The sequence below is a fragment of the Microbacterium sp. Leaf320 genome (assembly GCF_001423485.1).
Classification (GTDB): domain Bacteria; phylum Actinomycetota; class Actinomycetes; order Actinomycetales; family Microbacteriaceae; genus Microbacterium.
Genome location: NZ_LMOD01000005.1, coordinates 196,924 through 209,404, shown reverse-complemented (window position 1 = coordinate 209,404; position 12,481 = coordinate 196,924). Strand labels below are relative to the sequence as shown.

The 12,481-nt window shown below is 66.4% G+C and carries 10 protein-coding genes; 7 read left to right on the top strand and 3 right to left on the bottom strand.

Features of this window, described 5'->3' with window-relative positions; all coding sequences use genetic code 11:
* Window positions 1-78 precede the first annotated feature (78 nt).
* The 6 genes from ASF63_RS16910 to ASF63_RS19185 all read left to right on the top strand — a co-directional run bounded on the left by ASF63_RS16910 (window position 79) and on the right by ASF63_RS19185 (window position 6,931).
* Complete coding sequence (locus ASF63_RS16910) at window positions 79-1,062, top strand: ABC transporter permease (protein WP_056516800.1); 984 nt, start codon at window positions 79-81, stop codon at window positions 1,060-1,062.
* A gap of 1 nt (window position 1,063) precedes the next feature.
* Window positions 1,064-1,990 carry an ABC transporter permease gene (locus ASF63_RS16905; protein ID WP_235560847.1) on the top strand — a complete coding sequence of 309 codons (927 nt, stop codon included), beginning with the start codon at window positions 1,064-1,066 and terminating at the stop codon, window positions 1,988-1,990.
* The gene (locus ASF63_RS16900; RefSeq protein ID WP_056516797.1) at window positions 1,987-3,930 is read left to right on the top strand and encodes an ABC transporter ATP-binding protein; all 1,944 of its coding nucleotides are present in this window, start codon (window positions 1,987-1,989) and stop codon (window positions 3,928-3,930) included. Before ASF63_RS16905 ends, ASF63_RS16900 begins: the two co-directional genes overlap by 4 nt.
* 116 nt (window positions 3,931-4,046) lie before the next feature.
* Window positions 4,047-5,756: an ABC transporter family substrate-binding protein gene (locus ASF63_RS16895; protein WP_056516794.1), complete on the top strand. Its 1,710-nt coding sequence runs from the start codon at window positions 4,047-4,049 to the stop codon at window positions 5,754-5,756.
* Window positions 5,757-5,820: 64 nt separating this feature from the next.
* The gene (locus ASF63_RS16890; protein ID WP_056516791.1) at window positions 5,821-6,549 is read left to right on the top strand and encodes an alpha/beta fold hydrolase; all 729 of its coding nucleotides are present in this window, start codon (window positions 5,821-5,823) and stop codon (window positions 6,547-6,549) included.
* A gap of 229 nt (window positions 6,550-6,778) precedes the next feature.
* Window positions 6,779-6,931, top strand: a complete 153-nt coding sequence (locus ASF63_RS19185; protein WP_157534418.1) for a hypothetical protein — start codon at window positions 6,779-6,781, stop codon at window positions 6,929-6,931.
* 134 nt (window positions 6,932-7,065) lie between these two features.
* Here the strand turns inward: ASF63_RS19185 and ASF63_RS16885 are convergent, their stop codons facing one another.
* Window positions 7,066-8,340 carry an MFS transporter gene (locus tag ASF63_RS16885; protein WP_414843792.1) on the bottom strand — a complete coding sequence of 425 codons (1,275 nt, stop codon included), beginning with the start codon at window positions 8,338-8,340 and terminating at the stop codon, window positions 7,066-7,068.
* Window positions 8,341-8,631: 291 nt separating this feature from the next.
* On the opposite strand from ASF63_RS16885, the gene rpsT reads away from it, so the two are divergent.
* Window positions 8,632-8,892, top strand: a complete 261-nt coding sequence (gene rpsT / locus ASF63_RS16880) for a 30S ribosomal protein S20 (RefSeq protein ID WP_053096545.1) — start codon at window positions 8,632-8,634, stop codon at window positions 8,890-8,892.
* A 134-nt stretch (window positions 8,893-9,026) separates the two neighbouring features.
* Here rpsT and holA read toward each other — a convergent pair whose 3' ends face one another.
* A complete protein-coding gene (gene holA, locus ASF63_RS16875; protein ID WP_056516784.1) occupies window positions 9,027-10,064 on the bottom strand; it encodes a DNA polymerase III subunit delta in 1,038 nt (345 codons plus the stop codon).
* Between the two features lie 40 nt (window positions 10,065-10,104).
* Window positions 10,105-12,396: a ComEC/Rec2 family competence protein gene (locus ASF63_RS16870; protein ID WP_235560846.1), complete on the bottom strand. Its 2,292-nt coding sequence runs from the start codon at window positions 12,394-12,396 to the stop codon at window positions 10,105-10,107.
* Window positions 12,397-12,481: the final 85 nt, after the last annotated feature.

Below are 12,481 nucleotides of genomic sequence, written 5' to 3'. Positions count from 1 at the left end.
GGTGATTGACTGTCTTCCCGGCTCAGCGTTGCGTCGGCGGATCCCGCGCGCGTCTGTAAAAGAGAAAGAATCATCACCTTGATCAAGTATCTGTTGCGCCGCTCGCTCGGCTGGTTCCTCATGATCCTGGTCGCCACCAACGTCACTTACTTCCTGGCGTGGAGCTTCCTGGATCCTCGGAGCAATTACGTGGGTCGACGGCCACCGCTCAGTCCCGACGAGATCACCCGGATGCTGGAGCCGTTCAATCTGAGCGACACGGTCCCTCTCCTCGAGCGGTGGTGGGCGTGGTTCAGCGGCATCATCTTCCGCTGGGACTGGGGCCAGAGCCCCGTCGGCCAGTCCGTGAACGACCAGATCGCCTACCGCATGTGGGTGTCGGGAGAGCTGGTGATCGGCGCGACGATCCTCGGTGCGGCACTCGGCATCGCCCTCGGCGTCTACACGGCCTCGCGGCAGTACAAGCTCGGCGACCGCATCGGCCAGGCGACGTCGATCGTGACGATGAACATCCCCATCGTCGTCGCAGCGCTCGGGATCGTGCTTCTGGCGATCTCCTTCAATGAGCTGGTCGGGGCCCGCGTCTTCTACGTCACCGGATCCGGTGGGAAGAACATCGACGGATTCTTCCCTTTCATCATCGACAAGCTGCAGCATCTCACGCTGCCGACCATCGCCCTGGTGCTGACCGGCTATGCGAACTACCACCTGCTTCAGCGCTCTCTGCTGCTCGACAACATCAAGGCCGACTACGTGCGCACCGCGCGCGCCAAGGGTCTCACGAAGCAGCAGGCGATCCGCAAGCATGCGCTGCGCCCGTCGCTGATCCCGGTCGCCACGCAGCTCGCCTTCACCATCCCGACAGTCTTCACAGGGGCGATCCTCACGGAGTCGATCTTCGGGTGGAACGGAATGGGCAAGTACTTCATCGACACGATCAGCAAGAACGACGTCCACGGCGTCGTAGCGGTGGCCGCTTTCGGGGCCGTGCTCACCGCCATCGGCGCGATCCTCGCGGACATCGCCGTCGTCGCCCTCGACCCGCGAGTGAGAGTGAGCTGACATGAGCACCGAAATGATCGACCCCACCCTTCACCCGGAAGAGCCGGTGGTTCCGGCCGTCGTCCAGCGCAAGCGGATGTCCACCTTCGGGCTCTATTACCGCCGGTTCACTCGCAACCGTCCCGCGGTGTTCGGCGTCTTCGTCTTCCTGGCGCTGGTGCTGTTCGCCATCGTGGGTCCGCTCGTCGCCCGATACGATCACATCGTCCTCGACTTCCTGAACCTCGGCACCGCTCCCTCCGCCGATCACTGGTTCGGGACGACGCCCGCCGGCAACGACCTGTTCGCTCAGGTCTCGATCGGCCTACAGCGTTCCCTGATGATCGCCGTCACCGTGTCTGTGGGCACGACCGCGATCTCCGCGATCGTCGGCACTGCGGCCGCGTACTTCGGCGGACGCATCGAGCGCACCACGCTCCTGATCATCCACTTCCTCATGGTGATCCCGACGTTCCTCATCCTCGCGCTGGTGTCGAACACCGCCGGCGGCGACTGGAGGGTGATCTCCCTCGCCCTGATCTTCATCGGCTGGTTCTTCCAGGCGCGCGTGATCTGGACCATGGCGCTCTCGCTCCGTGAGCGGGAGTACGTCGAAGCGGCGAGGTACATGGGCGTCCGCGGCATGAAGATCGTGCTGCGGCACCTGCTGCCCAACATCGGGTCGCTCCTCGTCATCAACTTCACCCTCGGCGTCGTCGCCGCGGTCATCACCGAGACCGGGCTGTCGTTCATCGGCTTCGGAGTAAAGATTCCCGACGTCTCCCTCGGGTCGCTGATCGGCAGCGGGGCGAACACCATCACCAGCGCGCCCTGGGTGTTCTACTTCCCCGCCGCTGCACTCGTCATGCTCACCGTCTCGATGGCCCTGGTGGCCGACGGCCTGCGCGACGCACTCGATCCCACCTCGGCAGCAGGAGGCCGCGCATGAGCATCCACACCGAAACCCCCGTCCTGTCCGTCCGCGACCTCCGGGTGAGCTTCCCCTCGGAGGCCGGTCGCGTGGATGCCGTCCGCGGCGTCTCCTTCGACCTCCACGTGGGCAAGACTCTCGGAATCGTCGGGGAGTCGGGCTCGGGCAAGTCCGTCACCTCGCTGGCCATCATGGGTCTGCTCGACGACAACGCGAGGGTCACGGGGTCGATCGTCTTCGACGGTCAGGAGCTCCTCGGCAAGACCGACAAGCAGATGTCGATGATCCGCGGCAACGGCATGACCATGGTCTTCCAGGATCCGCTCACCTCCCTTACGCCGGTGTACACGATCGGTGACCAGCTGATCGAGGCACTCACCGTGCACCGCAACCTCTCGAAGCGTGAATCCTGGGATCGGTCTGTCGAACTGTTGTCGCTCGTCGGGATTCCCGAGCCTGAGAAGCGGATGAAGTCCTTCCCGCATGAGTTCTCGGGCGGCATGCGCCAGCGTGTGGTCATCGCGATCGCCATGGCCAACAATCCGAAGCTGATCATCTGCGACGAGCCGACGACGGCCCTGGACGTGACCATCCAGGCTCAGATCCTCGATCTCATCGAGAAGGCGCAGGACGAGACCGGGGCCGCGGTGATCATGATCACCCACGACATGGGAGTCGTGGCCCGCACCGCAGACGATGTCATCGTCATGTACGCGGGAAAGCCGGTCGAGCATGCCGAGGCACGAGAGCTGTTCCACCGCACTCGGATGCCGTACTCGATCGGGCTGCTCGGCGCGATCCCGCGCGTCGACAAGGCGGAGAAGCAGCCGCTCATCCCGATCAAGGGCAACCCGCCTCTGCTGATCGACCTTCCCAATGCCTGCCCCTTCGCCGACCGCTGCCCCATCGTCATGGATGCCTGTCGTGCGCAGGAGCCTGAACTGCTGCCGGTCTCGACGGGCACGGACGAGGCGCACAGCGCAGCCTGCATCCGCTCGCACGAGATCGAGGACGGCGGGCTGATTTCCGGCCGCCCGGTCTATCCCGTGCCCGTGATCCCGGAGAGCGCCCTGACCCGCACGCCCCGGGAGCAGCGCCCCGTGACGCTCGAGGTGCGCAACCTCAACAAGAGCTTCGCACTGATGAAGGGCGCGATCTTCAAGCGCAAGGTCGGAGAGGTACACGCCGTCAAGGGGATCAGCTTCGACGTCCGCGAGGGTGAGACGATGGCCATCGTCGGCGAATCCGGGTCTGGAAAGACGACGACGCTCTTGCAGATCATGGACTTCGCGAAGCAAGAGGACGGCGACATCACGGTCGCTGGCACACGCGTGGGCGACATCACCAGCGGACGCCAGGAGCGGGAGTTGCGTCGCGACATCCAGATCGTGTTCCAGGATCCGATGGGTGCTCTGGACCCCCGCATGACGGTGAGCGCGATCATCGCCGAGCCCATGATCGCGATCGGCGTGAGCAGGGCCGATGCCTATCAGCGCGTGCAGGAGCTGATGGACATCGTCGGCCTGAACCCTGCTCACCTCGACCGATTCCCCGGTGCATTCTCGGGAGGTCAGCGTCAGCGCATAGGCATCGCACGAGCTCTGTCCACCAACCCGAAGATCGTCGTGCTCGACGAGCCGGTGTCCGCCCTCGACGTATCGATCCAGGCAGGTGTCATCAACCTGCTCGACGAGCTCAAAGTCAAGCTCGGGCTGTCGTATCTCTTCGTGGCGCACGATCTCTCTGTGGTCCGTCATATCGCAGACCGCGTCGCCGTGATGTACCTCGGCGAGTTCGTCGAGCACGGCGACGTCGACGACGTGTTCGACAATCCGCAGCACCCCTACACCAAGGCTCTGCTGTCGGCGATCCCGGTTCCCGACCCTGACATCGAACGTGGGCGCGAGCGCATCGTCTTCGATCCGGAGACGATGTCGACCCGACCCCTCGTCTCCTGATCGGACGGTCACTGTCCGATAACGGTTAGGGGATATTCACTCGCGCACCCGAGCCTTTCGGGCGAAAGCGAACTAGCCTCCCTTCTATGACTACGCCGAAAGGCGAAAGGAGCACCATGAAAGGCACCACGAAGCTGATGGGCGTTATCGCGCTCAGCGGCGCCCTGGCACTCGCTATCAGCGGCTGCACAGCAGGCGGCAACGGCGGGACCGACGGCGGCAACGAGCCCCAGGAGACGAAGTCGGCTGACTACAACCCGCAGCCGCGTGAGAACCTGAAGGAAGGAGGCGAGGTCAACTTCCCGATCAACGAGATCACTCCGCAGATGAATCCGTTCAACGGAAACGCCAGCGCTGACACCACTCGCCTCGCCCAGTGGTACAACCCGCAGGTGTTCCTGATGTCTCCTGAGGGCGACGTGTCGGCGAACCCGGCGTACCTCGACGACTGGAACATCAGCACGAAGGACGGCAAGACCGTCATCACGATGAAGGTCAACGAGAAGGCCGTCTGGAACGACGGCACCCCGATCGACTACACCGCGTTCGAAGCCACGTGGAAGGCCAACAGCGGCGAAGATGAAGCCTACGAGGCGAGCGCCACTGACGGCTACAAGGAGATCGAGTCGGTCGAGCCCGGCGAGACCGACAAGGACGTCATCGTCACCTTCAAGGGTGAGTTCGCCTGGCCGAGCATGCCGTTCCTCACGGGCATTCTGAACCCGGCGGTCAACTCGCCCGAGGTGTTCAACACCGCGTACATCGAGAACGCGCACCCCGAGTGGGGAGCCGGTCCGTACAAGCTCACCGACTTCGACCTCAACGGCCAGACGGCCACCTTCGAGCCGAACGAGAAGTGGTGGGGCGACGCTCCGCTGCTCGACAAGGTCACCTTCACCGGTCTCGACGCCTCTGCATCGATCAACGCGTTCAAGAACGGCGAGATCGACATGGTCGGCACCAACACGAAGGATCGACTGGCGCAGGTCGCCGACATGGAAGATGTCACGACCTACCGTTCTCAGCAGACCGCGAAGACCATCATCATCCTCGATGCCGAGAAGCCGCAGCTTCAGGACATCGCGGTGCGCGAGGCCTTCTTCAAGGCCATCGACATCGATCAGCAGAAGCAGATCGCCTGGAACGGCCTCGACTACGAAGAGGCTCCCGCAGGGTCGCTCAACATGTACGACTTCCAGGACGGCTACAAGGACTCGTTCGCCGAGGCCGGACTGAAGTTCGACGTCGACGGAGCCAAGAAGCTCCTGGATGACGCGGGCTGGGTCGAGGGCGAGGACGGCATCCGCGAGAAGGACGGCGTGAAGCTCGAGGTCGTCTACCCGGTGCACAGCGACGACCCGACGATCGAGGCGCTCGCGAAGGCCCTCCAGCAGCAGGAGAAGGCCGTCGGCATCGACCTGCAGATCGAGAAGCGCGCACCTGCAGACTTCTCGACCGACTTCAGCACGAAGAACTGGGACGGATTCTCGCTGCGGTTCACTGACTCCGACCCGTTCGGACCGCTGTACTTCTGCCAGCTCTACTGCTCCGACAGCAGCCTGAACCTCTCGGGAACGGGCACTGCGGACATCGACGAGAAGATCAAGGACGAGGTCGAGACTCAGACGACGCCGGAGGACTGGACCGCGGCGACCATGAAGCTCGAGCCGGAGATCATCAAGGAGACCTGGGGCGTCATCCCGCTCTACAACGGTCCCTCGATCTTCACGGTGAAGGACGGTCTCGCGAACCTGACCCCCGAGCCCTACGTCGGCCTGGATCTCTTCGGAGTGTCCCCGGTTGAGAACGTCGGCTGGGAGAAGTAACAACCGCATTGGGAAGCGGGGTCGGTGGTTCATCCACCGGCCCCGCTTTCTCTATGCTGAACGCGTGAGCGTCCAGATCGTCTTCGTGCACGGCATCCGCACGTCTGCGACCATGTGGCGGTCGCAGGTGGCTTTCCTCGCGGATCAGGGAGTGCCCTCCACCGCTGTCGATCTCCCGGGTCATGGAACCCGCATGGATGAGGACTTCACCCTGCACGAGGCGTTGCACACGATCGACGTCGCGGTGCGGGACGCGGCATCACGCGGGCCCGTCCTGCTCGTCGGGCACTCGATGGGCGGGCTGCTGTCTCTCGCGTACGTCGGCGGTGCTCAGACTCCACAGGTCGCTGGGCTCATCGCGGCGTCGTGCACGTCGCTCCCCCGCGGCGCCGGACTTGCCGCCTACCGGGTGATCGCGAGAGCTGTCGATCGGCTGCCCGACCGAGGCATGTGGTTCACGCAGCGCATCCTCGAGGCGACGATCCCCGAAGAGACCCGATCGGACTTCGCCGCGGGAGGCTACGCCCTCGACACTCAAGACACGGCGCTGCGCAACCTCGCCACCCTCGACCTCGCCACAGCCGTCGCCCGGATCAGGATGCCATTGTGGTTCGTGAACGGGCGGTGGGATCAGCTGCGGGTCAACGAGGCTCTGTTCCAGCGCCTCGCACCGCATGCGGAGCTCATCGTCGTGCCGCGCACGACCCACCTCGTCACGGCGATGCGACCGCAGATCTTCAACGCGGTGCTGCGGCTCGCGATCGCGACAGTCGAGGCTGAGTCAACCTCGTGAGCAGACTGCCTCGCGAAAGCACTAGCCAGCGCCACGCCGACGGCTGACCTGGACTCACATCTACCAACAATGGCCAAATGGCAGATCCCTCGAAAAGCGGACGCACATATGGTGCTTTCACGCGAAGTTCCTACGCGTGAAAATGATGTTCGTTCCTTGGGGGGTTCAAATGATGATTTCGAAGAAGCGTATGACCGGGTCAACCGTCATTGCAGTGATGGTTGCAGCGATGCTCACTTTCGCTGCACCCGTGGGACCTGCGGCGGCCGCATGGTCGATCGGTCAGCCCGACACGCCCTCCGGTGGATTCGGGTACAGCGGGGGCAAGGGCATCTGGTGCGTGTGGGCGCCCGGAAAGGGCGTCCGCTGCTACAAGATCTGAGAGTTCGATCTCTCAGATCACGCGGAGTCGGTGGGCTTGCCACCGACTCCGCAACGTTCTCTGTGAGAACGCATCAGATGTACGGCCTAATCGCGTCCGCACTCGGGGCGTCGCGCAACTTGAACTGATCCGGTCTAGTGAGCGGGCTGCCTCGCGAAAGCGGTGAGTGCGCCGCCGACGAGCGACAACACCGCGGCTGCGACGAAGACGAGCCAGAAGCCGCCGACGAGCGCCACGAGGCCCGCACCGAGAACAGGGCCGATCAGTTGGCCGAGCGCGGCCGTCACGTTGACGATCCCGAGGTCGCGGGCGTTGTCCTTCTCGTCCGGCAGCAGGTCGGCGGCGAAGGCCAGCCCGACAGTCGAGAACGCTCCGTAGCCGAGCCCCATGAGCGCTGCGGCGATCATGGTCGCCTCGAAGGTCGGCACGACGGCGATCACGACGCCGGACGCGGCCTGCACGAGTGTTGCCAGGATCGTGAGGGTGCGCCTGTTGCCGGTGCGGTCGGACACGATGCCGGTGAGCACCGACGCGAGCACGACGAACAGCGTGTAGACGACGATCAGCAGCAGCAGGTTGTCCTGAGCGACGACCGTCTCCTGGTGCAGGCCGTGGAGCAGGAAGAAGAGGAACAGAGCCGTTCCGAGCGCGTTGCCGATGTTGGTGACCAGGCGCCCCCACAGCATCCAGGCGAAATCCCGATCGCGAAGGGATGCCAGAAGACGACGATCCTTGTCGACCGCTGCGGCGCTGATCGCCGCAGCCTCGACGGGCGCGGGCGGATCGGGCAGCATGAGGGCGGCACCTGTGCCGATCACTGCGATCACCGCCGCGAGCAGCAGGTAGCCGTCGCGGATTCCGAGGCTGAGGAGCACGACGAGTCCGACGCCGAGCACGATTCCGACGGCCTGGCTCGAGCCCACAGCCGCGGATGCCGCGCCGCGCTGCGTCGCGGGAAGCTGGTCGGCGATCAGGGCGGTGAACGCGGCCGACGATACGGCCACACCGATCGTCACCCCGACCCAGGCTCCTCCGACGGCCCAGGGCCCCTCGCTGAACCCGGTGACGACGAGGAACACAGCGGTGAGGACGACTCCGCCGATCGCCCAGGGACGCCTCCGACGCCTGCCGACCCCGGCACGGTCGGAGAGCGCGCCTGCGACTGGCCCGGCGATGATGCCCGCGAGTCCGCCGATGCCGAGCACGAAACCGGAGGAGACGACCCCGCTGATCCAGTCGTCATCCGAGGTGTTGAGCTGCAGCGGAAGGAGCAGCTGCACGGGGGTCAGCTGCACGGTCCAGATCGCCAGCCACGCGAGGGTGAACACCGTCATCCATCGCGCGCCGACCTTCTTCAGGGCGCTCACCTCTGCGCTGCCTGCGGGGTCGTCCCTGTCGCGCGGGAGCAGGGCGGGAGGGCAGAAGTCATGGCGCTCCTTGACGTCGATGTCACGACGAGGATGTCGGGATATTGATGATTGTGCACCCGGTGCCGTCTCGTGCGCGACCGAGTCTCGATGCCGCCGCCGCGTGTCGTCCCTGTCGTCGCGCACGGCCCGCGCCCCGTTTAGGGCGAAACGCCCTGATGCTGGTAGAGTTGGTTCTTGGCTTGCGTGTGGGTTCTTCCCTCACGACCGCCGCGTGGAAGCCCTCTTCTTCTGCCGGCATTCCTAATAACTCCGTACAGAAAGCGTCCACACGTGGCAAACATCAAGTCGCAGATCAAGCGCAACAAGACCAACGACAAGGCTCACGAGCGCAACAAGGCCGTGAAGAGCGAGCTGAAGACGCACATCCGCGCGACGCGCGCCGCTGTCGTCTCCGGTGACAAGGCTGCAGCCGAGGCTGCCCTGAAGGCTGCTTCCCGCAAGCTCGACAAGGCCGTCAGCAAGGGTGTCATCCACCAGAACCAGGCTGCGAACCGCAAGTCCTCCATCGCCAAGCAGGTTTCCGCTCTCTGAGCCGATCCCCTGCTTGAGGGTGTGACAAGAGCCCGTCCCGTTCGCGGGGCGGGCTCTTTCGCGTGCGCTGGGCGTACGCCGGGCTCGCGGCCGAGCGGTGTCGCGCCGCCATCGCCCCCGGAGGGCGACGAGGTTCACTCTCCGAACGGCTGCCGAGTGGCGATGACAGTGAGCATGCGCTCGAGGGCGAAGATCGGATCGCGCGATGCACCCTTGACCTCGGCGTCTGCGCGGGCCGTGGCCTGGATGGCCATCCCGAGGGAGCGCTCGTTCCATCCGGCGAGATCGCGCTTCGCGCGGTCGACCTGCCAGTCCTTCATGCCGAGGCGCTGCGCGAGCTGGCGGCTGGGTTCGCGGTTGCCGGCGACGCGCGCCATGGTGCGCAGCTTCATCGCGAAGGCGGCCACCATCGGCACGGGATCGGCTCCCGAGGCGAGTGCGTGCCGCAGCGCGACGAGGGCCTCGCCGTAGCGCCCCGCGATCGCCGTGTCGGCGACGACGAACGCCGACACCTCGACTCGACCGCCGTAGTACTTGGTGACGACGTCTTCAGTGATGTCGCCTTCGACATCGTTGATCAGCTGCTGGCATGCGGCCGCGAGTTCGGTGAGGTCGTCGGCGAACGCCGACACGAGGGCACGCAGCGCCGGGGGCGCGATACGCTTCTTGGCCGCCTTGAACTCCCCCGCCGCGAAGTCGACCCGATCACCGTCGCGCTTGATCGCAGGGCACGGGATCTCGATGCCGTCGCCCGTGCCTGCGCGCAGCGCGTCGAGCAGCTTCTTGCCGCGGACGCTCGCACCGGTGTGCCGAAGGATGACGGTGGCACCCTCCTGCGGGTGCTCGAGGTATGACACGGCCTCCTGGAGGAAGGCGTCCGAGCACTTCTCGACTCCCGAGACGCGCACGAGACGCGGCTCGCCGAAGAGTGACGGCGAGGTGAGCGAGAGAAGCGTGCCCGGCGCGTAGTCGTCGGCGCGGACGTCGGTGATCTCGAGCGCCGGATCTTCGGCGCGGAGGTAATCGCGAACCCCGGCGATCGCGCGCTCCGCGCAGACTTCTTCAGGCCCGAAGACCAGGACGACGGGCGCGGGCCGGGGCTCCCGCCACGAGACCTGCGCGACCTTGGCCGTCTTCGCACCGCCGCGGGAGGGGGTACGAGAAGCAGCCATGCTCACAGCCTACCGGGGGCCGCCGACGTCGATCTCGCGGTCATGGCGGCTGCTTCTCGGTCCAGAACTGCAGTGCGCCGTCTTCGAGTCCGACGAGGAGCCGCCCCCGTTGATCGGTCCTCAGCACGCGCGCGCCGGTGGCCGCGAGAGAGGCGAGTGTCTCAGCGCGCGGATGGCCGTAGTCGTTGTCCTCGCCGGCGCTGAACAGCGCCACGAGCGGATGCAGGTCGACGTAGAGCTGGGCATCCTGATCGGCGCTCCCATGATGCGCGACCTTGACCACCGCGAAGCTCCCCCGAATGTGCGCGGTGCGCGACAGCATCCGCTGCGCCTCGGCCGAAAGGTCTCCGAGGAAGAGCGACCGCGGCACCTCGCCACCTCCGACTTCGAGCACCACGCTCTGGTCGTTCCCCGGTGGGAATGCCGCGGATCCGCGCTGCGGCCAGAGCACCTGCCAGGATGCCGCTCCGAGCTCGCCGTGAAGCCCTGCCGCCGCCGCGATCACCGTCGCCCCGCCCTCGGCGAGGCGCTGCAGCATCGTCTCGTCGCCGCTCTCGCCCGTGGGGCCGTGCAGAACCGTGTCGACTCGCCCCCGCACGGCCTCGACCCCACCTACGTGATCGAGATCGAAGTGCGTGAGCACGAGCAGATCGATCCGATCGACGCCGAGCGTGCGAAGGCAGGCAGCCACAGGCTCGGGGGCGGGGCCGGTGTCGATCAGAGCGATGCGGCCCTCCGATCTGATGACGAGGGCGTCGCCCTGACCGACATCGCACGCGGCCACCGACCAGCCGTCGGGGTTGGTCGCACTCGCCAGTGGTCCGTCGAGGACGACGTGGGCACCGCCCAGAGCGAGCACGATCGCGAGAATGCCTGAGGCCGCACCCCGGACGATCTTTCCCCTGCGAAACCCGTCCACGAGGATGACCCCTATCGCTCCGCTCACCACAGCGACGAGCGCGGCACTGGTGATGCCCGGCTCCATCACGATCTGCGCGAACGGCAGCCCGGCCGTGATGGTAGCGGTCTCGGCGATCCATGCGGCGGGCAGCCACGCGGACGCAGCCAGGAGGTCGGCGACCACGGGAAAGGGCGCCGTGAGACAGGCGAGCAGCCCGATGATCGTGGCGATCGGTGCAGCCGGCGCAGCCAGCAGATTCGCCACGAGTCCGACGAGCGACTGCTGCTCTGCGAACAGAGCGATCACCGGTCCGCAGACCAGCTGCGCGGCGGTCGGCACGGCGATCGCGAGTGCCAGTGGCTGCGGCATCCACCGCGCGAGGCCTCGCGTCAGCGACGGCGAGAGCATGATCAGCGCACCGGAGGCGGCGACCGACAGCGCGAACCCCGGCGTCGAGGCGAGCCAGGGATCGGCGATCAGGATGCCGACGGCGCTGAGCGAGAGCATCCCGGCCCCCGCACTCGGACGCCCGAGCAGCAGGGAGAGCATCGCGACACCGGCCATCACCGCGGCGCGGATCACGCTCGGCTCCGGGGTGACGAGCACGACGAACCCGGCGAGCACGACGGCCGCCGCCACGACCCTTGTCACGCGACCCGCTCCGCACAGCGCCGCGAACCAGAACGCGGCGCCGACGACGATCGCGCAGTTCGCCCCGCTGACGGCCGTCAGGTGACTGAGCCCGCTGGTGCGCATGTCGTCGCTCAGCTCGGTCGACACCGCACGGGTGTCGCCGACCGCGAGCCCTGGGAGCAGACCGGCCCCGGGCTCGGGAAGCCGCGATGAGCGCTCGATGAATGCGCCCCGGACATCGGACGCCACCGCGAACACCCCCGACGCGCGCGCCTCGACCGACGCGCTGCTCGCGAACACGACCAGTGCCGACCTCTCCCCCGGGTCCGTCGCCGCAGCCTCTCCCGTCACCCGGACAGCCGCACCGAGATCGAACCCGTCAGCCGGATCGATCCCGATCCGCACCGGCGCCGAGGCCGCCCGCACCGACCCCGGCGACCCGATCCCCGTAAGCTGCACCTCCATCCAGAGGCGCCCGTCCCGACCGACCGACGCCGACGAGGTGACCTCCCCGGTCGCCTCGACCACACGCCCATCCCACGACGCTGCGCCGTCACGCCCGGGCAGTGAGGACATCGCAGTGACCGCGACCGCCGCGATCGCGGCGAGCACGACCACCATCAGCGCTGCCCGCGATGCGACTCGGTCTGCGCGTCTCAGCAGGACCGCACACACGATGACTGCTCCGAACACACCCACGAGGGCACACCACCCCGCCGCGGCAGAGACGAAGACGCACAGGAGAGCGGCCCCCCAGACTCCCCCGGCAACGGGCAGGAGGCGCAGATCGCGCTTCACCCGCGCACGCCGTCGCTGATGGTGACGGTGCCCATCCATCGAATGCTGACGCTGTTCGTGGATGTCTGCATCAGAAGAACCTAAA

Bases quoted from the DNA above. Each gene is read 5' to 3' on its own strand.
- ASF63_RS16895 (WP_056516794.1), top strand. From the start codon at position 4,047: ATGAAAGGCACCACGAAGCTGATGGGCGTTATCGCGCTCAGCGGCGCC.
- ASF63_RS16905 (WP_235560847.1), top strand. From the start codon at position 1,064: ATGAGCACCGAAATGATCGACCCCACCCTTCACCCGGAAGAGCCGGTG.
- ASF63_RS16900 (WP_056516797.1), top strand. From the start codon at position 1,987: ATGAGCATCCACACCGAAACCCCCGTCCTGTCCGTCCGCGACCTCCGG.
- ASF63_RS19185 (WP_157534418.1), top strand. From the start codon at position 6,779: ATGCTCACTTTCGCTGCACCCGTGGGACCTGCGGCGGCCGCATGGTCG.
- holA (WP_056516784.1), bottom strand. From the start codon at position 10,064: ATGGCTGCTTCTCGTACCCCCTCCCGCGGCGGTGCGAAGACGGCCAAG.